The sequence below is a fragment of the Thauera propionica genome (assembly GCF_002245655.1).
Taxonomy (GTDB): domain Bacteria; phylum Pseudomonadota; class Gammaproteobacteria; order Burkholderiales; family Rhodocyclaceae; genus Thauera; species Thauera propionica.
The window spans coordinates 39069-61319 of record NZ_NOIH01000002.1; the positions used below are offsets into that span (position 1 = coordinate 39069).

The following is a 22251-nucleotide window of genomic DNA, read 5'->3' on the forward strand; positions in this document are numbered from 1 at the left end:
TTCGGGCACGGCTCAATCCTTGTTGTTCGAATGCACGATCGCACAGCCGGCATGCGGCAGCGGCGAGGACGGTGGTGGTTCGCCCGGCTGGAACCAGGTCAGGCGCGGATACAGGCTGACGACGTCGCCCACCACCGTCAGCGAGGGCGGGCGGATGCCCTGGCGCAGCACCTCGTCGGCCAGCGTAGCGAGGTCGGCCCTGGCCACGCGCTGGGCGTGCGTCGTGCCGCGCTCGATGACCGCCGCTGGCGTGGTCGCCGGCAGGCCGTGGGCCACCAACTGGGCGCAGATCTCCGCCAGGCGCGACACGCCCATGTAGATCACCAGGGTCTGGCCGCGGTGGGCCAGCAGCGGCCAGTCGAGATCGAGTGCGCCGTCCTTCATGAATCCGGTGGTCAACACCACCGACTGCGCATGATCGCGGTGCGTCAGCGGAATGCCCGCATAGGCCGCCACACCCGCCGCCGCGGTCACGCCCGGCACAACTTCGACGGTGATGCCCGCTTCGAGCAGGTCCTCCATCTCCTCGCCGCCGCGACCGAAGATGAAAGGGTCACCGCCCTTGAGGCGCACCACGCGCTTGCCGACCCGCGCCAGACGCACCAGCAGCGCGTTGATCTCGTCCTGCGGCAGCGTGTGGTCGGCCGCCTTCTTGCCGACGTAGATGCGCTCGGACGCGGCAGGCGCGAGGTCGATGATGGCCGGCGCGACGAGGTTGTCGTACACGATCACGTCCGCACCGGCCACCAGCCGCACACCGCGCAGCGTGAGCAGTTCCGGATCGCCCGGCCCGGCGCCGACCAGATAGACGTGGCCGGGAAGCGGTCCGGGGCGGAAGCTGGAAAGATCGGGGAGACTCATACGGCACCTTTCGTATCTGCGTTTTGATGGAGTCTGAAAGCGGCGCCACGCATGTCCGCTGCAATCGCCCCGGACGTCGGTCTCGACCAGTTCACGCGCGGCTGTCGCGATCCTGTTCGCTCATTGTTTGGCTTGCTCCGCGAGTTGGGCAAGGCCGGTCAGCAGCGCCGGGCCGGGATGGAAGAAATGCCGTCCTTCGAGGCCGACCACGGGCACCGACACGAGACCGAGTTCGGCGCTGCAGGTCTCGGCATTCTCGGGGGTCAGCGAGAACAGCAGCTCGGGCTTGAAGCGTTCGACCGCCGCGACGATGCCCGGGATCTCCTCGCCGGGGCGCAGGTGGCGGATGCGCTCGGCGGTCTCCACGACCTCGAAGCCGGCGTGGGCGAAGGCATCGCCCACCACATGGCCACGGCCAAAGGAATAGGGCTGGGCCGAGCAGGCCGAGATCACCAGGACGCGCTTGCCGCCGCCTTTCACCGCCGCCGCGCGGGCACGCCATTCGCGGGCGTAGGCGGCGACCTTCGCCTTGCCGTCGGTCACGCCCGCTGCCTCGGCCAGACTCGTCAGCATCGCCTCGGTCTCCGCCATCGAATCGAAGCCGTCGACCTGCAGGATGCGCGCCTCGGGCTCCAGCATGTCGAGCAGGGCGGGATCAGTACCCTTCGACACAACGACCAGGTTGGGGTTCAGCGCGGCAATGGCACCGACGTCCGGGTCCTTGACACCGCCGGTGCGCGGCAGATCGCGCTTGTCGTAGCGCGACACGCCGACGATGCAGTCGCCCCGCCCGAGCCAGTCGAGCGCATGGGTGATGTAAGGCGACTGGCTGACGATGCGCGGGCAGGCCGCAGCGGCCGGCAGGGCCAGGGCGAGCAGCAGGCCGCCCAGCAGGTGGCGAAAAGTGTGTTTCATGATGAAAATCTCAATCCGGAAGGAAAACCACCCGCCCTTCGCTTTCGAGGCGGCGAAGCGGATGGCCAAAGGCCTGGCTCAGCAGGTCGGCGCGCAGCACGGTGTCGCGGTCGCCCGCCTTCACGCCGCCGCGGCCGTCGAGCAGGATGATGTGATCGGCGTAACGGGCGGCGAGGTTGATGTCGTGCAGCACCATCACCGCGCCATGCCGCAGCGCCTTACCCGCGTTCGCGCCGCGCACGGTGGTGCGGAACAGTTCGAGCGTGGCGATCTGGTAGTGCAGGTCGAGGTGGTTGAGCGGCTCGTCGAGCAGGAAGAGCTGCGGCGACTGCGCCAGCAGGGTGGCGATCGCGACGCGCTGACGTTCGCCGCCGGACAGCGTCAGCACGTCGCGCGTCTCGAAGCCCTGCAGCCCAACATCGGCCAGCGCCTGGCGGGCAATGGCCTCGTCCTCGGTCGTCTCCCAGCCCCAGCGGCCGAGGTGAGGGTGACGGCCGATCAGCACCGTCTCCAGCACCGAGGCGGCGAAGTGATCCGGCTGCTGCTGCGGCAGCAGGCCGCGGAAGCGCGCAGCCTCCAGCGGCGACCAGGCCGCATAAGGCAGGCCGCCCAGCCGCACCTGCCCCACCGAGGGTTCCCGCAGCCCGGCCAGGGTGTGCAGCAGGGTGGTCTTGCCTGCGCCGTTGGGGCCCAGCAACGCCAGGCATTCGCCCGGCGCCAGACTGAGGCTGAACTCGCAGCACAGCCAGCGCTCGCCCACCTGCAGCGCGAGGCGCTCGGCCTCCAGCAGCGGCACCGCGTCGGTGCGCGTGGCGCTCACCGCGGGTGCCTCGCGAGCAGGAACAGGAACACCGGCACGCCGATCAGCGCGGTGAGCACGCCCACCGGCAGCTGCTGCGGCGCGATCACGGTGCGCGCCGCGGTGTCGGCCAGCGTCAGCAAGGTGCCGCCGGCCAGTGCGGCGGCGGGGACCAGCACACGCTGGTCGTTGCCCAGCACCAGCCGCACCAGGTGCGGAATGATGAGGCCGACGAAGCCCACCGAGCCCACCAGCGTGACCGCGGTCGCGGTCAGCAGCGAGGCCAGCACGTACAGGCCCATACGCAGCTTGCGTACGCTGACGCCCAGCGCGCGCGCGTTCAACTCGCCGCGCGCGAGCACATTGAGGTCGCGCGCGAACGGCATCACCGCGGCCAGGCCCAGCACCAGCACCGCCAGCCCCGGCCAGGGCCGCGCGGCACCACTCGCATCGCCCATCAGCCAGAACAGCATCGACTGCACCCGCGTATCGGGCGCCAGCGCCAGCATCAGCGTCACCGCCGCGCCGCAGCCGGCGGCAACGATGACGCCGGTCAGCAGCAGCCGCGTCTGCGTCCAGCTGCCGTCGCCATGCGCCAGGCCGAACACCAGCAGCATCGCGGTGAGCGCGCCGCCAAAGGCCAGCGTATCGACCCAGATCGAGGCCGCGCCGAGCGTGAGCGCCACCAGCGCGCCCACCGCCGCGCCGCCGGAAATGCCCAGGATGTAGGGATCGGCCAGCGGATTGCGCAGCAGCACCTGCATCAGCGCGCCGGCGGTGGCGAGCAGGCCGCCGCAGACGAAGGCGGCGACGGCGCGGGGAAGACGGAGCTCGCGCACGATGTCCGCCGCCATGCCCTCGCTGCCGCCCAGCGCAGCAAACACCTCGGACAGCCCGATCGGCATGTCACCCGCCACCAGCGCCCACAGCAAGGCCAGCGCCGCCGCCGACAACAGGCCGGCGGCGAGCAGCGTGGGATGGTGGCGGCCGGGCCGCATCAGGACCCGGCCCCCGCCGACACGGGGACGGTCGGTGGCGACGAGCATCGCGGCTTAGTGCATCGCGTAGCGCACGGCCACGAAGGCATTCGCCCCTTGGGTGCCGTAGTTCTGGGCAAGCTCGTAGTCCTTGTCGAGGATGTTGTTGGCGCGCACTTCCACGCTCCAGTCCGGCGCCAGCGCGTAATGCACGTAGGCGTTCAGCAGGCCGTAGCCCCCCATGCGGTTGGCCGGGCTGTTCGGAGTGCGATCATACCGCCGCCCCTGCCCGTTCCATTCCACCCCCCAGGTCCACGGCCCGGTGGCACGCTCGATACCGAGCGAACCGCCGATGCGCGCGCGGCGGCCGAGTTCGTCGCCGGTCGCCTCGTCCTCGGTATCGAGAAAGTCGATGCTGGCGCGCACGCGGTAGTCCCACAGCATCGCGCTGGCGGCCAGCTCGACGCCCTGGATCGACGCCTGCGCCACGTTGGCCGGCGCCCAATTGCCCATCGGGTCGGCCGGATCCACCGGCGCCCATGCGATCAGGTTGTTGATGCGGTTGTTGAAGTAGGTCGCGCTCAGGCTCGTTCCGTCGCGCTCCCACACCAGGCCGGCCTCGCGGTTCAGTGCTTCCTCGGGCTTCAGGTTCGGGTTTCCGCTGAAGGGGAAGTAGAGGTCGTTGAACGTGGGCGCCTTGAATGCCGTGCCGATGCTGGCATGCGCACGCCACTCCGGCGTCAGCCGATAGCCATAGGCCAATGTGCCGGTGGTCTTGCTGCCGAACTGCGAATCCTCGTCATGGCGGGCGTTGACCTGCACGTGATGCCGGTCGAACTGCCCGCTCCAGCCGAGCAACACCGAATTGGTATGGCGGCGGGTCTTGTCATAGTCGGAGGTCGAATCAACTTCCTGTTCGAGGTACTCATAGGCGGCCAGCAGCGAGCCGACGCCCAGGGCGATGTCGTGCTGCCAGGTGAACTGCCGCTGCTCGGTCTCGAACGTGGACTTGGCGTTGCGATCCGAGTTGTTGTGCGACTCGTCGGCGCCATAGCCGAAGCGCATGGTGCTGGTCCAGTCGGCGGTGATCTGGTTGCGCATGTGCAGTCCGAGCGCATCGGTACGTTTGTCCAGATACGAGTCGAACACCTTGGCGTTGTCGTACCAGTTGCGCATGTCCGAATGCATCACGGTCAGGCCGATCTCGTCGGCGTCGCGGAAACCGAGCGACACCGAGCCGCTGAAGTACTCGTTGCGGAAACCATCGTCGTCGCGATCGCTGCCGCGCGTCGACTTGGGCTTGGCATCGATGCCATCGCTGCGTTCATTGCCCGCGGACACGCTGTAGCGCAGCCGCTCGACCCCGCCCGCCAGCGTCGCACCCAGCGTGCGTGCGCCGTCGGTACCAATGCCTGCGCGTACGCTGGGCTGGAAGCCCTCGCGGCCCTTGCGCGTGAACACCTGGATCACGCCACCGATCGCGTCCGAGCCGTAGAGCGCGCTTGCCGGGCCACGCAGGATCTCGACGCGATCGATGAGCTCGAGCGGAATGTTCTCGAGCGTGGGCGAGCCGCTGGTCGCCGACCCCACGCGCACGCCGTCGATCAGCAGCAGGGTGTGGCCCGAATTGGCGCCGCGAATATAGACGCTGCTGCTCGAGCCCGGACCGCCATTGCTCGTCACCTGCACACCGGGACGACCGGCCAGCAGTTGGACCAGGGTGGCATTGCCCGCACGGGCGATCTCGTCGCGGTCGATCACGTCGACGCTGGCAAGCGCCTCGTCGGCACTGATGGGCTGGCGGGTGGCCGTGACGACGACGTGGCCGAGTTGAGTATCGTCGGCCTGGGCCGGAACAAACGGGTAAGCGAGCGCACACGCGGAGACGAGCGCGGAAACACGGATCTTCATTGTCGGAACTCCCTGCGCCATGGCGCGCGTCCCCGCACGTCATGGCAACTTCACATGGACGCACCGCGAGCAGGGGAGAACCGAAGAGAGCAAGACAAACCGCGCCCGTCGCCGCCACCCCGCGGCACATCCGCCATTTCGCGTTCCGGCCGGTCTCCGGGCTCGTGCGCTGTACCGGCCACAGGGCCGGACGGGTGGATCGCCTTCCCGGGAGTCGTCCTCCCAGTGGCTGCGTGATCCGCCTTGCGCGCACTTACCGTTGCGGGGGCAGCACAGGCATTGCGGCCATCAAGCAGAGGATGGTCCGCGCACCTGTTTCCCGTTTAACCCTGGGCGAGAATCGCCCGTGGGCACCGATAACGCGCCGCCCCTTCCGGGGCAGTGGGGGCGGATGATACCGTACGGGCGGGTATCGTGCACTGCAATAAATGACAGTCCGCTTTGAAGACAGGAGTCATAAGAACAATGACATGCGAGCTGATCCTGGGCGGCGCGCGCTCGGGCAAGAGCCGCGAGGCCGAACGCCGCGCGGCCGAATCCGGGTTGGCGGTGACGGTGATCGCGACCGCCGAGGCGCTGGACGACGAGATGGCGGCCCGCATCCGCCGTCACCAGACCGACCGACCCGCGGGCTGGCGCACGGTAGAGACGCCAGTGGCGCTCGCCGACACCCTGCGGCGCGAAGCCGCCCCCGACCGCTGCCTGCTGGTCGACTGCCTGACGCTATGGCTGAGCAACCTGCTGGCGGACGCCGACAGCCTGCCGCCCGGTGCGGATGCCGAAGCCCTGCCCCTGTTTCGCGCGCAGCGCGACGCCCTGCTTGCGACCCTGCCGCAACTGCCCGGCCGCATCATCCTGGTCGCCAATGAAGTCGGCCTCGGCCTGGTGCCGGAGCACCCGCTCGGCCGCCTGTTCCGCGACGAGGCCGGCCGGCTCAACCAGGCGGTCGCCGCGCTGTGTCCGCGCGTAGTGTTCGTCGCCGCCGGCCTGCCGCTGGTGCTGAAGCAGGACTAAACTCGCCCCCTATCCGGCCGCCGCGGCGGCCCCGACACCGACTTCCCGGGAGTCTCGCCCCATGGACTACGCCATCACCCCGCCCGACCAGACGATTGCCACTGAGCTTCGGCACAAGATCGACCGCAAGACCAAGCCGCTCGGTGCGCTCGGCCGGCTCGAGCCGCTGGCGCTGCAGATCGGCCTCGTGCAGCAGACGCTGACGCCCGAACTGCGCCAGCCGCACATCGTCGTCTTCGCCGGTGACCACGGCGCGGCACGCGCGGGCGTGTCCGCCTATCCACAGGACGTGACCTGGCAGATGGTGGAGAACTTCCTGGCCGGCGGCGCGGCAATCAACGTCTTCAGCCGGCAGATGGGGCTGGGGCTGACGGTCGTCGACGCGGGGGTCAATCACGACTTCGGCAAGCGCACTGGCCTCATCGACGCCAAGATCGCACCGGGCACGGCGAACTACATCGAAGAAGCGGCGATGAGCGCCGAACAACGCGATGCAGCCCTGCAGCGCGGGCGCGAGATCGCGCATGCGCTGGCGGACAACGGCTGCAACTGCGTCGGCTTCGGCGAGATGGGAATCGGCAACACCGCGTCGGCCTCGCTGCTGACGCACTGTCTGGTCGGCGCCGAGCGCGGCGCCGACCTCTACACCGTGACCGGCCGCGGCACCGGGCTGGACGACGCCGGCCTCATCCACAAGCGCGCCCTGCTCAAGCAGGCGCTGGAGCGCAGCGACCGGCCGGCCGATCCGCTGGCGGTGCTGGCCGAATACGGCGGCTTCGAGATCGCGATGATGGCCGGTGCCATGCTCGGCGCCGCCGAACGCAGGATGCTGGTCCTGATCGACGGTTTTATCGTCACCTCGGCACTGCTGGTCGCGCACGCCATCGACCCGAACGTGCTGCCCTACTGCGTGTTCGCCCATCGTTCGCAGGAACCCGGCCACCGCGTCCAGCTCGACCATCTGCTGGCCGAGCCGCTGATGTCGCTGGACCTGCGCCTGGGCGAAGGCACCGGCGCCGCGCTGGCCTGGCCGCTGGTGCAGGCGGCCGTGAGCTTCCTCAACGAAATGGCGAGCTTCGAGTCGGCCGGCGTCAGCGATCAGGGCTGAAGCACGCGGCATGCGCTACCAGCTCGAACTGTTCTTCACCGCGCTCGGCTTCTTCACCCGCCTGCCAGTGCCGGCCTGGGTGCCGTGGTCGCCCGAGCGGCTGAACCACGCAGCGCGCTTCTTTCCGCTGGTCGGCTGGGTGGTGGGGGCCGTCGGCGCGGCCAGCTACGCGGTGTTCGCGCTGGTCCTGCCGGCCTCGCTGGCGGTGATCCTGTCGATGGCGGTGACGATCCGCCTCACCGGCGCCTTCCACGAGGACGGCTTCGCCGACAGCTGCGACGGCCTCGGCGGCGGCTGGGACAAGGCGCAGGTGCTGGCGATCATGAAGGACTCGCGCATCGGCAGCTACGGCACCATCGGCATGGTGCTGATGCTGATGGCGAAGGCGGCGGCACTGATCGAACTCACCCGTCTCGGCGCGACTGCCCCGCAGGGCACCGCGGCCGGCGTCGCCGCCGCGCTGCTCGTCGCCCACCCGCTGTCACGCCTGGCGGCGACCAGCCTCATCCACCTGCTGCCCTACGTGCGCCAGGACGACAGCGCCAAGTCCAGGCAGCTCGCCCGCCGCCTGACGCCGATGGAGCTCGCCATCGCCGGCACCTGCGGCCTGCTGCCGCTGGCCCTGCTTGCACCCTCGGAGGCGCTGGGCGCACTGGTCGCCGTGGTCGCCGTCACCGTCTGGGCCGCCCGCCTCTTCGTGCGCCGGCTGGGCGGCTACACCGGCGACCTGCTCGGCGCGACCCAGCAACTAGCCGAACTCGCCGCCTACCTCGGCCTGCTCGCCGCCCCGCGCCTCGCTGCCTTGGCCGCCGCATAGGACGCCCCGCCATGGAACTGCACCTCATCCGCCACCCGCGACCGGCAATCGAGCCGGGCATCTGCTACGGCCAGCACGACATCGGCCTGGCCGAATCCGCCGCCGAGGTCGCAACCCGCCTGCGCCCGCTGCTGCCCGGCCGCTTCGCGCTGCACGCCAGCCCGCTGATGCGCGCCCGGCTGCTGGCCGAGGAACTCGGCACCCCGCGACTGGACGCGCGCCTGAAGGAGATCCACTTCGGCGAATGGGAAGGGCGCACGTTCAGCGCCATCGGCACCGCCATCGACGACTGGGCCGCCGACCCGCTCGGCTTCCGCGCACCGGGTGGCGAATCCGCGCGCGAGATGACGACCCGCGTGCTGCACTGGCTCAGCGACCTGCAGCTTTCCGCCCCCGACGAGCCGGTGGTGATCGTCGCCCACGGCGGCCCGCTGCGCGCCATCGCCGGCCACCTGCTCGGCCTGCCGCCCGAGCGCTGGCTGGGGCTGGATTTCGGCTGCGGGCAGGTGACGCGGCTGGACGTGGAGAACTGGGGCGTGGTGCTGCGGTGGTTCAATCGCTGAGCCGGTGCGCCTGACGGCACGCCGCTTCGTGGGATAATCCGGCGCTTCCACCGCTTTCGGTCCGCCCATGCTTTCAGCGCTGCCCCAATTCGCCAACGCCCGCGTGCTCGTTGTGGGCGATCTCATGCTGGACCGCTACTGGCACGGCGCGACCGCGCGCATCTCGCCCGAGGCGCCGGTACCGGTGGTGCAGGTACGCGATGACGAGGTGCGCGCGGGCGGCGCCGGCAACGTCGCGCTCAACACCGCAGTGCTCGGCTGCACGGCCCGCCTCGTCGGGCTCGTCGGCGAGGACGAAGCCGGGCGCCTGCTCGCCGAGCGCCTTGCCGCCCGTGGCGTGGAGTGCCGGCTCCAGACCGTTGCGGATGCGCCCACCATCACCAAGCTGCGCGTCATCAGCCGCCACCAGCAACTCATCCGCCTCGACTTCGAGGAGCGCTTCGCCCAACGTCACGCGGCACGCGTTACCGCGGCCACGCACGACGCACTCGAGGGCGTGCAGGCGATGATCCTGTCGGACTACGCCAAGGGCACGCTGAGCGATACCCAGGCCCTGATCGGTCTGGCGCGCGAACGCGGCGTGCCGGTGATCGTCGACCCCAAGGGCCACGATTTCGGCCGCTACCGCGGTGCCACGGTGGTCAAGCCCAACCTTGCCGAGTTCGAGGCGATCGTGGGCCCGTGCGCAGACGACGCAGAACTGGTGGAACGCGGCACCCGGCTGTGCGCGGATCTCGAACTGGAAGCACTGCTGATCACCCGCAGCGAGCGCGGCGTGACGCTGATCCAGCGCAGCCAGCCCGCCTGGCACCTGCCAGCTCATGCGCGCGAAGTGTTCGACGTCACCGGCGCCGGCGACACGGTATCGGCCACACTGGGCTGCAGCCTCGCCGCCGGCCTGTCGCTGCGCGACGCCACCGCACTGGCCAACCTCGCGGCCAGCATCGTGGTCGGCAAGCTCGGCACGGCCACCGTGTCGGTGGATGAACTGCGCGCCGAACTGAACGCACACGCCCCGCGCCCGCGCGGCCTGATCGAAGCCGCCGAAGCGCGCGACGCCATCGCCACCGCGCGCCGCCTGGGCGAGCGTACGGTGGTGGCGGTCGGCCCCTTCACCCCCTTCGACACGCAGCGTCTCGCCTACCTCGAAGCCGCCGCCGCGCGTGGCGACCGGCTGCTGGCGCTGCCGCTTGCCGACGACGCCGGCGCCGGACTGCTGCCCGCACTGCGCATCGTCGACTGGGTGGTGGCGGCCCGGGACGCGGCGGAACTGCACGCCCTGCTGCAGACCCTTCAGCCCGACCTCATCGCCCTGCCGGCCACCCACGCCGGGAATATGCCGCAGACGACCGCCGAAGTGGTCGTGCTGCCCGGCGGCTGATCCTTCGGGACGGACCAGTCGCCGGCATGCAGCGCCGCGTGCTCAGACGCGGCCGATGCTGTAGTAGGTCCAGCCCTCGCTGCGCAGGCGCTCGGGGTGGTAGAGGTTGCGGCCATCGACGATGACCTTGGCGCGCAGGCGGTTCTGGATCTCGTCGAAATCCGGCGCGCGGAACTGCTGCCACTCGGTGCAGATCGCCAGCGCGTCGGCGCCATCCAGCGCCGAATACTTGTCCGCGGCGAGGCTGAAGGCCGGCCCTTCGGGATAGATGCGGCGCGTCTCCTCCATCGCCACCGGGTCGAAGGCCTGCACCTTCGCACCCGCCTGCCACAAGGCTTCGAGCAGCGTGCGGCTCGGCGCCTCGCGCATGTCGTCCGTGTTGGGCTTGAAGGACAGCCCCCACACCGCGATCGTCTTGCCGCGCAGCGCCTCCGGCCCGCCAAAATGCTTCGCCAGCTTGGCGAACAGCACCTGCTTCTGCCGATTGTTGACCGCCTCCACCGCCTTCAGCAGCGGCGCTTCGTAGCCGATCTGCTGCGCGGTACGCTCGAGCGCCTGCACGTCCTTCGGGAAGCAGCTCCCGCCGTAGCCGCAGCCCGGGTAGATGAAGTGGTAACCAATGCGCGGATCGGCGCCGATGCCCTTGCGCACCTCCTCGATGTCCGCCCCGAGGATCTCGGCCATGTTGGCCAGTTCGTTCATGAAGCTGATCTTGGTCGCCAGCATCGCGTTCGCGGCGTACTTGGTCAGCTCGGCGCTGCGCACGTCCATGAACATCGTGCGCTCATGGTTGCGGTTGAAGGGTTCGTACAGCTCGCGCATCAGTTCGCGCGCGCGCGGCGAGACGGTGCCGATGACGATGCGGTCCGGCTTCAGGAAGTCGCCGACGGCCGCCCCTTCCTTGAGGAATTCCGGGTTGGAGACGACGTCGAACGGCACCTCCGCCTTGCGCTCGGCCAGCACCTGCTCGACGCGCGCGCGCACCCTGTCTGCCGTGCCCACCGGTACCGTCGACTTGTTGATGATGACGCGGTAGCCGTCCATGTTGCGGGCGATGCTCTCGGCCACTGACAGCACGTACTGCAGGTCGGCCGAGCCGTCCTCGTCCGGCGGCGTGCCGACGGCGATGAACTGGATCTCGGCATGCTTGACGGCCAGCGCGGTGTCGGTCGTGAAGCGCAGGCGGCCCTCGGCAACGTTGCGTTCGACGATCGCCTCGAGGCCGGGCTCCCAGATCGGCAGCACGCCGCGGTTGAGGTTGTCGATCTTGCGCTGATCGATGTCGATGCAGACGACGCGGTGCCCCACTTCCGCGAGGCAGGCGCCGGTGACGAGGCCGACATAGCCGGTACCGAAGATGGTGAGTTTCATGATGGGCGACGTAGGAAGAAGAAAACGGTTGGATTCATGACCCGGCGATGTTACCCGCCGATGTCCGGCAAGGGGCTCATTCGGGATCGAAACGGTAGCCGAAGATGCGGATGTCCGGCTCGAAATGGCGTGCCACCATCTCGGCCAGCTCGTCCGTGTAATAGCTGCGGTAGTCCTTCTTGCGGTCGGTGGCCTGGCGCTTGTGCAGCAGCGCCGGCGGCTTCACGCCGATGCGACGGCAGGCCTCGTCGAAGTCCGCAGCCAGGTTCTCGTAGCGCCCCATGAAGTCGACCAGCACCTTGCCGTGCAGGTCGATGACGTAATCGCTCTGCAGTTCGATGCTGGTATCGACGTGGAACTGGTAGGGTCGCTCCGGATCGAGCTTCCAGCGCATGAACTGGTCGAAGGTCTCGATATGGCTCATCAGGTGCGGCCGCTCGCGCCGGATGTGATGGAAGGAGCTGACCTGCAGGTCCCACGGGTTGCGCACGAAGACGAACTTGAACAGCGTGTCGAAGGTCTCGGCCGGCAGCATCTCCTTGGCGGCGATGATCTTCGAGTGACGCGGAAACTTGATGCCGAGGCGATGACCGGACAGCGCCGACAGGCGCGAGCACAGGAACTGCACCGGGTACCACGGATCGCGCAGCCGCAGCGGACGCAGGGAATCGCGCACCGAGGTGCCGCCGGTCTTGGCAATGTGGACGAACAGGAAGTTGTACTTCAGCGACAAGAGCATTCAGGCATCTCCACAACCCGCAACCCGCGGGCCGAGCATTCACACCAGGCCGAGGGCCTCGAGATAGGCGGCCGCCGACGCATCGCGGTTGTAGGCCGCCACGGCGCCTTTCAACGCATCGGCCGGCAAGGGCGCATCGAGGGTACGCGCCATCGCGTCCCCCAATGCATCGGCGTCGCCCACGGCCACCAGGGGGCCGAAACGACCGCCGGCCAGCACCTCGCGCGGTCCGCTCGGGCAGTCGGTCGCCACGCTCGGCGTACCCAGCGCCAGCGCCTCGGTCAGTACGTTGGGCGATCCCTCCCACGCCGAACTCAGCACGAACAGGTCGGCGCGCGCCATCCACGCATAAGGGTTGGGCGTGAATCCCGGCAGCGCAACGTCCGCGGCCACGCCGAGTTCCGCGGCGAGCGCCTCCAGTCTGCCCCGGTGGCGGCCCTCGCCGAGGATCACCAGGCGCGCCGGGCGCTGACGCCGCAGGCGGGCGAAGGCACGCACCAAGGTCGGGAAGTCCTTCTGCTCGGTGAGCCGGCCGGCGCCGAGGATCAAGGGTTGCGCACGGTCGCCGAACCACGGGTGGTCGACCACCTGCGCCGCCAGCTCGGCCAGGCGCGGCGTCACCACCGGATTGCGGATCACCTGCAGGCGCTCGCGCGGCAGGCCGGTCAGGCGCATCGTGTCCTCGAGCACGCCATCCGATACGCACACCACACGATCGACCGAGGTGTAGAGCAGGCGCATCGGCGCCACACGCAACCAGCGGGCAACGCCCGAACGCCCCTCGAGCGCAGCCGACAGGTTCGTGCCGAGCCGGCCGACGATGCGCACCGTGCTGCCGGCAAGGCGGCGCGCCATCACCGCGGCCCGGATCGCCCTGTCCTTGGCAGCGAGCAGCGCATCGGGCCGGCTCTCGCGCAGGTAGCGCGCCAGCGGCCACACCGCCAGCCCGCTATGGCGCACACCGAGGTCAATTAGGCGTACCCCGGGCGGCAGCGTGCCGAGATGCGCGCTGTCGGCACGGATCGCGAGCATGTCGACCTGCACGCCGCGCGCGGCGAACCCTTCGATCAGGTTCAGCACCATGCGCTCGACGCCACCCTCGCCAGAGAACGAGATGAACACCGCCAGACGACTCATTGGAACTCCCTGAAGCCAAGCGCGGCAAGGTAGGCGCGGGCGCTGGATTCGTCCGTGTACCCCTGCACCGCGGCGCGCGACGCCGCGGCGGAGGTCGGCGCGTCGAGCTGCCGCAGCAGGCCCGCCGCCAAGGCATCGACAGCGCCCACCGGCACCAGCGGACCATGACGGCCCCCCTCCAGTACCTCGCGCGGCCCGCTCGGGCAGTCGCACGCCACGCTCGGCACCCCCAGCGCCAGCGCCTCGATCAGCACCACGGGCATCCCCTCCCAGCGCGAGGTCAGCGCGAACACGGCCGCGCGCGACATCCACGCATAGGGGTTGGAGCAGAAGCCGGGCAGCGCCACGTCGGCCGACACGCCCAGTTCGACCGCCAGCTTCTCCAGCTCCCCGCGGCGGCGGCCTTCACCGAGAATGAGCAGGCGGCAGGGGCGCTGCGCACGCACGCGGGCGAAGGCACGCAACAGGGTGGCGAAATCCTTGCGCTCGGAAAGTTCGCCGACGCCGAGGATCAGCGGCGGCTCGCCGGCGCCCAGCCACGGATGCTCGACGGCCTCTGCCGCCTTGGCGGTCATCGCCGGGGTGATGATCGGGCTCGGGACGACGCGGATGTGATCGCGTGCAAGGCCCGTATAGGCCGCGAGATCGTCGGCCACCCCGCGCGAAGGTACCAGCACGGCTTCAGCCGCGGGATACATCCAGCGCATCGACGTGCGCTGCAGCCAACGCTCGAAGGCGCCGCGGCTCGCCAGATTGACCGACACCGTCGTGCCGAGGCGCACCCCGACCCGCGTGGGCACATGCGCCATCCAGCGCGCGAACAAGGCCGCGCGGTTCACGCGGTCCTTGTCCGACAGCATCGCCTGCGGCCGCTCGCGGCGCAGGTAGCGGACCACACCCGGAATCGCCGTGTTCACGTGACTCACGCCTAGCGGCAGGTGACGGACGCCGTCGGGCAACGCATCGAACCTAGGCCCATGTCCGTCGACGCCGAGCACGTCGACCCGCAGGCCCAGACGCGCAATCGCCGGCACCAGATTGCGCAGCACGCGATCGACGCCGCTGTGGCCGGAGGTGGCCGCGAAGATGGCGAGATCGGTGCTCACGCGCGCGCCTCCCCGCCCGCCAGCAGGCGTTGGAGCAACTCGTGGTATCGCCGGGCGCAGGTCTCTACGGTGTACTCGCGCACGGCTTCCCTGCGGCGTACAGCCTCGCCAGGTGTGCGGAGCGCCCCAGCAATTGCGACCGCCATCGCTTCTACATCGTCCACTGGAACCAGAGGGGCTACCGCACCGCCCTCCAGGACTTCACGCGGTCCCGAGCGACAATCGGTAGCCACAACCGGCACACCGATCGCCAGCGCCTCAGTCAAAGCATTGGGCGACCCCTCCCAGCGCGAGGACAGCACGAAAACCGCAGCCCGGGCGAGATAGCGGTAGGGGTTGGGGTCAAATCCCGGCAGTGCGAAATCGGCTTCCACCCCGAGGCTGGCCGCGAGCGCGAGAAGATCGTCGCGCAAGTGCCCATCGCCAAGGATCATCAGGCGGCAGGACTGAGCGCCCCGCACGGACGCAAAAGCCCTCAGGAGGCAATCGAAGCCCTTCTGCCGGCGCAGGCCGCCAACACCGAGAATGACCGGAGGCTCTCCGCGCGCAAACCAGGGATGATCCAACGGCTCGGAGGCCTGCTGGAGAAGGTCTGGCGTCACGACCGGATTGCGGATCAGGTGCATTTTCTCCGGCGTAACCTGCGCAATCCGGGCGATGTCCTCGACCACTCCCTCGGAGTTCCCGACCACAGCGGCAGCAGAGCGATACGTGCTGCGAATCAGATGAAATGCGCGCCAGCGCTTCAATGCGTTGCGGCCGGCGACACGCTCGGAGACCGTCGTACCGGGACGCATCACCAGCCGGAACGGCACCCCTGTGATGCGACGACCCAGCAACGCAGCACGGGCGGCCTTGTCCTTGCCGCAAAGCACGAAGTCGGGGCGAGACGCCCGCAGATAACGGCAGAACGCCGGCTGCACTGACCAGAGGCCAGAAGATCGCGTCTCTATCAGCCGGACGGACGGATCGAGCCGGTTGAGGTAAGGTTCCCGCCCGCTCCGAGTCAGAAAGTCCACCTGCACGCCGCGCTGGACGAGCCCCCCCGCCAGATTGACAAGCATCCGCTCGACGCCACCATCACCGAAAGATGGCATGAAGATTGCAAGACGCATTGGGCCTGAAGGGATTAAAAAGGGAGCATGTTATCATGTGAAGCTTTTCACTTCGCCTAATGCCTCGCAGGCTCGCGCGCGACGACCAGGAGGATTTTAATCGTGCTCATTACCTGGAACCTCAGCCGGCGACGGTGGCGCTACAGCCGCCCCGATGTATTGGTCCTTTCAGTCGGCAAGAGCGGCAGGACCTGGTTGCGGGTCTTGCTGAACAAATATCTTTCGCTCCGCTTTAACACGGATTTCTCGCTCGACGATCTGCACGCCGTTGACCAGCGAATTCCGAGCATCGGCTACGAACACGAGCACTGGTCGCACCATGCTCTGTCGAACTGGCATGAGCGTCTGCGCGGCAAATTTCTGGTGCCGGCAGACATCCTGCGCAAGAAGCGCGTGATCGTCCTTTACCGCGACCCACGCGACGTCGCCGTATCCCTTTATTTCCAGAACCAGAAGCGCTCCAACAACCGGATTGACTGCACGCTCGAGGAGTTCGTGCGCCTTCAGGGACGCGGCGTCCGAGGCATCGTCACGGTCATGAATGCATGGCGCAAGCGTCTCGAAGGCCACCCCAACTGCCTTTGGGTCAGCTACGAAGCTCTCCGTCGCGACACGGCTTCGGAGTTGCGACGTATCGTGGACTTTCTCGGCACTGCGACCACATCTCCCGAACAGGTTGAAGAGGCTGTAGCGTTCGCCTCGTTCGACAACATGCAACGTTTGGAAGCGAGTGGGGGTTTCTCTCGCGGAATGCTCAAACCTGGCGTACCGGGTGACCCATCCTCCTTCAAAGTGCGCTCAGGCAAAGTCGGCGGCTACCGCGAACGTTTCTCAGCGGAAGATCTGCGCTTCCTGGACGAATCCGTCGCTGCTCTCGATCCATTCTTTGGCTACGCAGCCAACCCTGCAGCCGCGACCGAGCGGTCCTGACCCTTGCCTCGGATGAGTGTGCCCATGGATGCACGCAACCATGGCCTGACAAAGCCATCCGACCTGCTCGGCCTTGCAGGTCTTTACCTGTACGCACTGGGTGCAATGCCCAGCACCGTGGCGGCGAAAACCGCGCTGCTCTGCATGGCCATCGGCGCGGCGCTGCAGTGGCGCAGTTTCTGGCAGGCACTGCGCTCACAGCCCCTGTTCTGGCTGCTGTTAGCTTTCGCTGCTTACCTGGCCATCGGCGCCGTCATCGCCTCACAGGCCTTCCCACAGACGTCGGACGACCAAAGGCGCGCTGTCCTTGACCTTCTCGCAGCTAGTGGCCCTCCCCTGCTCCTCGGCGCGTACTGGCTGAGGCATGACGGGCAGCCAAGACGAAGAACGACACACATTCTCCTACTGGCAGCGGTAGGACTACTGCTTACGATAACGTACAAGGGAGCGTGGTCTTCGCTGGTGCAGGTCGCCAACTCTTCAAGATTCACCATGGGCATGAGCCCGAACGCGGCAGGCATTCTCGGGGGAGTGCTATTCTGGGGCGCACTGCTCGGCCTGCTCTCTTGCATCAGGCTGTCCGTTGCGATCCACATGCGGTGGCCATTTGCCTTGTCCATGCTCGCACTCTGCCTGCTCGGCAGCATGATGCTCGTGCTGTCGGGCTCGAAATCCGCTTGGGTCGCAACCGCGCTCGCGCTGCCTCCGCTCGCTCCCCTTTACATCCGGCATGCGCTCTCTCAGCGGCAACGGCGGGTTGCGCTAGCGGTGCTCGCCATTGGGGTCTTACTGGTCGCGCTCTACGCCTCGACACTCGGTCGGGGCGTCCTCGAAACCCGAACCGGCAGCGCGATCACCGCCTTGGCGCAGATCCTTGACGAAGACTCGATCGACGTGAAGGACGGCTCGATCGGCCCTCGCCTTCAGATGTGGAATGAGGCGATCGCGAACGTCGAGCAACACCCCCTCACCGGCTGGGGCCCCGGCAGCACAAAGATGCTGCTGCGCAATAGCGAAAACCCCGAGATCCGCAACTTCCCCCACTTCCACAATTTGCCGCTGCATTTCCTCGTGAGCCTCGGACTGCTGGGCACCCTGCTCTTCTATGCAATCCAGGCCGGACTGGCGCTGAAGGCATGGCAGTCGTTCAGAAGCGGCGCTGCCGCGGCGGAACATGCTTTCTTCACCCTCGGCGGGCTGGCGCTTTTTCATGTCGCCCATCTGTTCCAGTACCGCCTGAACAATACGCCGGGTCAGTTCCTGCTTACGCTGGCCGGCATGGTTGCGCTCAGCGCTGCCCTGCAGCACCAACGACATGACGCTCGCAACGAATCGCCCGCAGCCCCCCACTGACGAATCCGCGCAATGCCCCTCCCGACCCTCGTACATATCGGCTATCACAAGACGGCCACCAACTGGTTTCAGCGCATCTTCTATCCGGCAGTGAGCAACTACAGCTACGTGCATCGGAAACGCTCGCGCGCCGCCTTCACAGAAGATCACGCGTTCCAGTTCGACCCTCAGGCTGCATTCGCCAGGCTGGAGATTCCCACCGCGGAAGGGCTCATCCTCTGCGAGGAAGAGCTCTCGGGCAATCTGCACAACGGCGGCCTGTTCGGTTTCATGTCGAAGGAAATTGCACACCGGATCAAGGCAACTTTGCCCGACGCACAGATCATCATCTTCATCCGCAGTCAGACGGAAATGATCGGGTCCGTTTACAAGCAGTACGTCAAGGAAGGCGGAACCCATTCGCCGCGCCGCTACCTGTTTCCCTTCGATAGCCTTGACCCCCACGGCTTCTCTCCGAAGAAAACGCCGCTGTTCGCGTTTCAGCACTACGATTACCGCTTGCTCATCAATCATTACCGCGAGGTCTTCGGCGCTGAGCGAGTACACGTCTTCCTGTATGAAGAGTTCAGCCGCAACCAGGCAGCATTCATGACGCGCTTCATCGAGCGCTTCGGCTTCGAGGTAAACCTGGAAGCGGTCCCGAAGACGCGACTGAACGTGTCGAACAAGAAGTTCAGCCTATGGGTTTCACGCCTGATGAACCGTTTCGCCTACCGCAACGTCATCGACAAGCACTACTTCTTCAACGTGCCAGGCATGTACCGTCTGCGCGGCAGGGTCGTCGCCCCACTACTCGATCGCATCGCGTTCTTCAGTGGCCCCGCGCGACCTCGCGATATCCTCGGCCCGGACATCGTTCGCCACATCGAGGACACCTACCGGGAGTCGAACCGCCTCCTCGCCGAGGAACTCGATCTCCCCCTCGCAAAGCATGGCTATCCCGTCTGACGCGCCAATAGCGCGCCTCCTCATTGTCCGCACCTCCGCCATCGGCGACGTCGTCTTCGCGTCGCCCTTCGCTGCGGCGGTCAAGCGCACGTGGCCGCAGGCGCATGTAGCGTGGCTGGTCGAGCCGGGCATCCACGAGCTGCTCGCGGCCGACCCCTGCATCGACGAGCTGATCCTGTGGCCGAAGGGCGAGTGGAAGCAGCTCTGGCAGGCGCGGCGGTTCGGAGAGCTGTTCCGACGCATCCGTGCATTCCGCGCCCTGTTGCGGGCAAAGCGCTTCGACACCGCTATCGACATGCAGAGCCTGCTGAAAAGTGGCCTGCTGACCTGGCTTTCAGGCGCACCGCGCCGCATCGGGCTCGGTTCGCGCGAGGGGAGCCAATGGCTGATGACCGAGCGCGTCCCCAAGGGCGGCATCGCGCGCCGCATCGGTTCCGAGTACCGCTACCTGGCCGAACAGCTCGGCCTCGATGCCGGCGAGTTCCTGCCGCGGCTGTGCGTCGGCGACGATACCGAGGCGAAGGTGCAGGCGCTGATGGCGGCACAAGGCCTGGCGCGGAAGCGCTTCGCCGTGTTTGCCCCCTTCACCACGCGACCGCAGAAGCACTGGTTCGAGGACGCCTGGCAGGCGCTGGTGCCAAAGGTGCGTGACGAACTGGGGCTCACACCCGTCATCCTCGGCGGCCCGGCGGACCGCGAGGCCGCGGCGCGCATTGCCGGGAGCACGCCCGGGGTGATCTCGCTGGCCGGCGCCACCCGCCTGCCCGAGGCGGCCGCGCTGATCCGCCATGCCGGCCTGCTGGTCGGCGTGGACACCGGACTCACCCACATGGGCACGGCCTTCGCCACCCCCACCGTCGCGCTGTTCGGCTCCACCCGCCCCTACCTCGACACCGGCCGCAGCAACGGCCGCGTGATCTGGCTCGGGCTTCCCTGTTCGCCCTGCCGCCGCCGCCCGACCTGCGACGGCGCCTTCACCTGCCTGCGCGACATCACCGCCGACCGGGTCATGGACGAAGCCCGTACCGTGCTCAGCGTGGGACATGCATCATGAAGGTGCTGCACGTCGAGGCCGGCCGCCACCTGTACGGCGGCGCCAAGCAGGTGCTCTACATCCTCGAGGGTGTGGCGCGGCGCGGCGTGGAGAACCTGCTCGCCTGCCCGACCGGCGCCCACATCGCAAGCGCTGCGGGCGCCCATGCCCGCGTGTTCGAGATGCCGATGAAGGGCGACGTCGACATCGGCCTTGCCTTCCGCCTGCGCCGCCTGATCGCCACCGAGCGCCCCGACCTCGTACACATCCACAGCCGCCGCGGTGCTGATCTGTGGGGTGGGCTGGCGGCCCGACTGGCCGGCGTGCCCTGCGTGCTGTCGCGCCGCGTGGACAACCCCGAGGCACGCTGGATGGTGGCGGCAAAATACCGGCTGTACGATCACGTCATCACCATCTCGGACGGGATCCGCGACGTGCTGCTGGCCGAGGGTCTCGCACCCGACCGGGTGTCCTGCGTGCGCAGCGCGGTCGACCCGGCGCCCTACCTGATCGACTACGACAAGGCCGGCTACCGGGCGCAACTCGGGCTGCCCGCCGACACCCTGCTCGTCGGCATCGTCGCGCAGCTGATCGCGCGCAAGGGCCATCGCCACCTGCTCGCGGCGCTGAAGGACGTCCTGCCCCACCACCCCCACCTGCAGGTGCTGGTCTTCGGACGCGGCCCGCTCGAGGCGGAACTGCGCCAGGCCATCGCGGACGGGGGACTCGCCGGCACGGTCCGCCTGATGGGCTTCGTCGACAACCTGCCCGACATCCTCGGCTGCCTCGACCTGCTGGCCCACCCGGCCGACATGGAAGGCCTGGGCGTGTCGCTGCTGCAGGCCTCGGCAGCGCGGGTGCCGATCATCGCGAGCCGGGCCGGTGGCATGCCCGAGGCCGTGCGCGATGGCGAGAACGGCCTCCTGATCCCGCCGGGCGACGTCCCGGCCCTGGCCGCAGCCATGAACCGCCTGCTCGGCGATGCGGACTTGCGCGCCCGCATGGGCGAAGCCGGCCGCGCCCTGGTGCTGCGCGAGTTCTCGACCGAGGCGATGTGCGACGGCAACCTCGCGATCTACCGCAAGGTCCTGGAGGAACACCGATGAAATCGCTGCACATGATCGGCAGCACCCACATGGGCGGCGCCGAGCGCTGGTTCACGCGCTTCCTCGCCGCCATGCTGCGCCAGGGCGAGGAAGTCGAGGCTGTGGTGCGACGCGGGTCCGAACTCGCCCAGCATCACCTCGCCGGCATTCCGCATCACGAGCTGCCGTTCCGCACCGTCTGGGATCCGTTTTCGCGCCATGCCGTGTCGCGGCTCATCGCCCGCAGCGACGCGCCCATCGTGCAGACCTACATGGGTCGCGCCACCCGCCTCACCCATCTCAAGCGCGGCCGCGGCAAGGTCCATGTGTCCCGCCTTGGCGGCTACTACAAGCTCGCCCCCTTCCGCCACGCCCATGCCTGGATCGGCAACACCAAGGGCCTGTGCGACTGGATGATCCAGGGTGGCCTGCCCGCCGAGCGCGTGTTCCACATCACCAATTTCGCCGATCCGGCCCGTGCGGTGGCCGCGGACGAACTGCATGCCCTGCGCCAGCGCATCGGCGTGCAGCCCGAAGACTGGGTCATGGTGACCGCCGGGCGGCTGATCGACGTCAAGGGACACCGCTACCTGGTCGACGCGCTCAGCCGCCTGCCCGCCGAGATCGACGGCCAGCGCCTGCGGCTGGTGGTCCTGGGCGACGGCGACCTGGCTGCGCCCCTTGCCGAGCAGGCGCGCCAGGCGGGCGTGGCCGATCGCATCCTGTGGGCGGGCTGGCAGCATGATCCGGCACCCTGGTTCCACGTCGCCGACATGGTGGTGTTCCCCTCGCGCGACGCCGAGACCCTGGGCAACGTCATCCTCGAGGCATGGGCCTACGGCAAGCCGCTGGTCGCCAGCGCCTTCCGTGGCGCGCGCGAGATCACCCGGCCTGGCAAAGACGCCTGGGTCGTCCCGTGCGACGATGGCGCAGCACTCGCGGCCGGCATCGAACACGTCATCCGCAACCCCGGCCTGCAACGACAGATGGTGGCGAACGGCCTCGCCCGCATCGAGCGCGACTTCTCCGAGGCCGCGGTGATCGCACAATACCGTGCGCTCTACGCCCATTTGCTCGACAATCGCTGA

At 68.3% G+C, this 22251-nt stretch carries 21 protein-coding genes and 1 riboswitch; of the genes, 11 read left to right on the forward strand and 10 right to left on the reverse strand.

From position 1 onward, the window contains the following. Positions 1-12 precede the first annotated feature (12 nt). The 5 genes from cobA to CGK74_RS00610 form a co-directional block, all read right to left on the reverse strand. Positions 13-861 carry a uroporphyrinogen-III C-methyltransferase gene (cobA, locus tag CGK74_RS00590; RefSeq protein WP_094266490.1) on the reverse strand — a complete coding sequence of 283 codons (849 nt, stop codon included), beginning with the start codon at positions 859-861 and terminating at the stop codon, positions 13-15. A gap of 120 nt (positions 862-981) precedes the next feature. Continuing rightward, positions 982-1776, reverse strand: a complete 795-nt coding sequence (locus CGK74_RS00595; protein WP_094266492.1) for an ABC transporter substrate-binding protein — start codon at positions 1774-1776, stop codon at positions 982-984. Between the two features lie 10 nt (positions 1777-1786). Continuing rightward, on the reverse strand, positions 1787-2596 hold the full coding sequence (locus tag CGK74_RS00600; RefSeq protein ID WP_094266494.1) for an ABC transporter ATP-binding protein: 810 nt from the start codon (positions 2594-2596) through the stop codon (positions 1787-1789). After that, entirely contained in the window at positions 2593-3573 is a 981-nt protein-coding gene (locus tag CGK74_RS00605) for a FecCD family ABC transporter permease (protein ID WP_094266739.1), read from the reverse strand. The genes CGK74_RS00600 and CGK74_RS00605 overlap by 4 nt, the downstream gene beginning before the upstream one ends. Positions 3574-3627: 54 nt before the next feature. Beyond that, a complete protein-coding gene (locus CGK74_RS00610; protein WP_094266496.1) occupies positions 3628-5463 on the reverse strand; it encodes a TonB-dependent receptor domain-containing protein in 1836 nt (611 codons plus the stop codon). 131 nt (positions 5464-5594) lie between these two features. Then, positions 5595-5836, reverse strand: a riboswitch (cobalamin riboswitch). Positions 5837-5928: 92 nt separating this feature from the next. Here CGK74_RS00610 and cobU point away from each other — a divergent pair. The 5 genes from cobU to rfaE1 all read left to right on the forward strand — a co-directional run bounded on the left by cobU (position 5929) and on the right by rfaE1 (position 10346). After that, entirely contained in the window at positions 5929-6477 is a 549-nt protein-coding gene (gene cobU, locus CGK74_RS00615; RefSeq protein WP_094266498.1) for a bifunctional adenosylcobinamide kinase/adenosylcobinamide-phosphate guanylyltransferase, read from the forward strand. Positions 6478-6538: 61 nt separating this feature from the next. Further along, positions 6539-7585: a nicotinate-nucleotide--dimethylbenzimidazole phosphoribosyltransferase gene (cobT, locus tag CGK74_RS00620; protein WP_094266500.1), complete on the forward strand. Its 1047-nt coding sequence runs from the start codon at positions 6539-6541 to the stop codon at positions 7583-7585. Positions 7586-7595: 10 nt separating this feature from the next. Beyond that, positions 7596-8402 (forward strand): adenosylcobinamide-GDP ribazoletransferase, encoded by an 807-nt coding sequence (locus CGK74_RS00625; RefSeq protein ID WP_094266502.1) that lies wholly within the window; start codon positions 7596-7598, stop codon positions 8400-8402. Between the two features lie 11 nt (positions 8403-8413). Then, entirely contained in the window at positions 8414-8965 is a 552-nt protein-coding gene (cobC, locus tag CGK74_RS00630) for an alpha-ribazole phosphatase family protein (RefSeq protein WP_094266504.1), read from the forward strand. 67 nt (positions 8966-9032) lie between these two features. After that, positions 9033-10346 carry a D-glycero-beta-D-manno-heptose-7-phosphate kinase gene (gene rfaE1 / locus CGK74_RS00635; RefSeq protein ID WP_094266506.1) on the forward strand — a complete coding sequence of 438 codons (1314 nt, stop codon included), beginning with the start codon at positions 9033-9035 and terminating at the stop codon, positions 10344-10346. A gap of 42 nt (positions 10347-10388) precedes the next feature. Here the strand turns inward: rfaE1 and CGK74_RS00640 are convergent, their stop codons facing one another. The 5 genes from CGK74_RS00640 to CGK74_RS00660 form a co-directional block, all read right to left on the reverse strand. After that, complete coding sequence (locus tag CGK74_RS00640; protein WP_094266508.1) at positions 10389-11717, reverse strand: UDP-glucose dehydrogenase family protein; 1329 nt, start codon at positions 11715-11717, stop codon at positions 10389-10391. Positions 11718-11793: 76 nt separating this feature from the next. Then, a complete protein-coding gene (locus CGK74_RS00645) occupies positions 11794-12456 on the reverse strand; it encodes a sulfotransferase family 2 domain-containing protein (protein ID WP_004263223.1) in 663 nt (220 codons plus the stop codon). Between the two features lie 39 nt (positions 12457-12495). Beyond that, positions 12496-13593, reverse strand: coding sequence for a glycosyltransferase (locus CGK74_RS00650; RefSeq protein WP_094266510.1), 1098 nt, complete (start codon positions 13591-13593; stop codon positions 12496-12498). Then, positions 13590-14699 carry a glycosyltransferase gene (locus tag CGK74_RS00655; RefSeq protein ID WP_094266512.1) on the reverse strand — a complete coding sequence of 370 codons (1110 nt, stop codon included), beginning with the start codon at positions 14697-14699 and terminating at the stop codon, positions 13590-13592. Before CGK74_RS00655 ends, CGK74_RS00650 begins: the two co-directional genes overlap by 4 nt. Then, on the reverse strand, positions 14696-15814 hold the full coding sequence (locus CGK74_RS00660) for a glycosyltransferase (protein WP_094266514.1): 1119 nt from the start codon (positions 15812-15814) through the stop codon (positions 14696-14698). Before CGK74_RS00660 ends, CGK74_RS00655 begins: the two co-directional genes overlap by 4 nt. A 102-nt stretch (positions 15815-15916) precedes the next feature. Here CGK74_RS00660 and CGK74_RS00665 point away from each other — a divergent pair, with 102 nt between their 5' ends. Genes CGK74_RS00665 through CGK74_RS00690 form a run of 6 tightly spaced genes read left to right on the forward strand, consistent with a single transcriptional unit; the run spans position 15917 to position 22251 of the window. Continuing rightward, positions 15917-16744 (forward strand): sulfotransferase domain-containing protein, encoded by an 828-nt coding sequence (locus CGK74_RS00665; RefSeq protein WP_165770022.1) that lies wholly within the window; start codon positions 15917-15919, stop codon positions 16742-16744. 24 nt (positions 16745-16768) lie between these two features. Beyond that, a complete protein-coding gene (locus tag CGK74_RS00670) occupies positions 16769-18097 on the forward strand; it encodes an O-antigen ligase family protein (RefSeq protein WP_165770023.1) in 1329 nt (442 codons plus the stop codon). Positions 18098-18109: 12 nt separating this feature from the next. Next, positions 18110-19045, forward strand: coding sequence for a hypothetical protein (locus CGK74_RS00675; protein WP_094266520.1), 936 nt, complete (start codon positions 18110-18112; stop codon positions 19043-19045). Further along, positions 19029-20099: a glycosyltransferase family 9 protein gene (locus CGK74_RS00680; RefSeq protein ID WP_094266522.1), complete on the forward strand. Its 1071-nt coding sequence runs from the start codon at positions 19029-19031 to the stop codon at positions 20097-20099. The genes CGK74_RS00675 and CGK74_RS00680 overlap by 17 nt, the downstream gene beginning before the upstream one ends. After that, positions 20096-21184, forward strand: a complete 1089-nt coding sequence (locus CGK74_RS00685; RefSeq protein ID WP_094266524.1) for a glycosyltransferase — start codon at positions 20096-20098, stop codon at positions 21182-21184. The genes CGK74_RS00680 and CGK74_RS00685 overlap by 4 nt, the downstream gene beginning before the upstream one ends. Continuing rightward, positions 21181-22251 (forward strand): glycosyltransferase, encoded by a 1071-nt coding sequence (locus CGK74_RS00690; RefSeq protein WP_094266526.1) that lies wholly within the window; start codon positions 21181-21183, stop codon positions 22249-22251. Before CGK74_RS00685 ends, CGK74_RS00690 begins: the two co-directional genes overlap by 4 nt.

Coding starts and splice junctions, on each gene's coding strand:
- CGK74_RS00640 (WP_094266508.1), bottom strand. CDS start 11,717: ATGAAACTCACCATCTTCGGTACCGGCTATGTCGGCCTCGTCACCGGC.
- CGK74_RS00670 (WP_165770023.1), top strand. CDS start 16,769: ATGGATGCACGCAACCATGGCCTGACAAAGCCATCCGACCTGCTCGGC.
- cobU (WP_094266498.1), top strand. CDS start 5,929: ATGACATGCGAGCTGATCCTGGGCGGCGCGCGCTCGGGCAAGAGCCGC.
- CGK74_RS00690 (WP_094266526.1), top strand. CDS start 21,181: ATGAAATCGCTGCACATGATCGGCAGCACCCACATGGGCGGCGCCGAG.
- CGK74_RS00685 (WP_094266524.1), top strand. CDS start 20,096: ATGAAGGTGCTGCACGTCGAGGCCGGCCGCCACCTGTACGGCGGCGCC.
- CGK74_RS00675 (WP_094266520.1), top strand. CDS start 18,110: ATGCCCCTCCCGACCCTCGTACATATCGGCTATCACAAGACGGCCACC.
- CGK74_RS00650 (WP_094266510.1), bottom strand. CDS start 13,593: ATGAGTCGTCTGGCGGTGTTCATCTCGTTCTCTGGCGAGGGTGGCGTC.
- CGK74_RS00595 (WP_094266492.1), bottom strand. CDS start 1,776: ATGAAACACACTTTTCGCCACCTGCTGGGCGGCCTGCTGCTCGCCCTG.
- cobT (WP_094266500.1), top strand. CDS start 6,539: ATGGACTACGCCATCACCCCGCCCGACCAGACGATTGCCACTGAGCTT.
- CGK74_RS00645 (WP_004263223.1), bottom strand. CDS start 12,456: ATGCTCTTGTCGCTGAAGTACAACTTCCTGTTCGTCCACATTGCCAAG.
- cobA (WP_094266490.1), bottom strand. CDS start 861: ATGAGTCTCCCCGATCTTTCCAGCTTCCGCCCCGGACCGCTTCCCGGC.
- CGK74_RS00660 (WP_094266514.1), bottom strand. CDS start 15,814: ATGCGTCTTGCAATCTTCATGCCATCTTTCGGTGATGGTGGCGTCGAG.
- CGK74_RS00610 (WP_094266496.1), bottom strand. CDS start 5,463: ATGAAGATCCGTGTTTCCGCGCTCGTCTCCGCGTGTGCGCTCGCTTAC.
- rfaE1 (WP_094266506.1), top strand. CDS start 9,033: ATGCTTTCAGCGCTGCCCCAATTCGCCAACGCCCGCGTGCTCGTTGTG.
- CGK74_RS00605 (WP_094266739.1), bottom strand. CDS start 3,573: ATGCGGCCCGGCCGCCACCATCCCACGCTGCTCGCCGCCGGCCTGTTG.
- CGK74_RS00680 (WP_094266522.1), top strand. CDS start 19,029: ATGGCTATCCCGTCTGACGCGCCAATAGCGCGCCTCCTCATTGTCCGC.
- CGK74_RS00625 (WP_094266502.1), top strand. CDS start 7,596: ATGCGCTACCAGCTCGAACTGTTCTTCACCGCGCTCGGCTTCTTCACC.
- cobC (WP_094266504.1), top strand. CDS start 8,414: ATGGAACTGCACCTCATCCGCCACCCGCGACCGGCAATCGAGCCGGGC.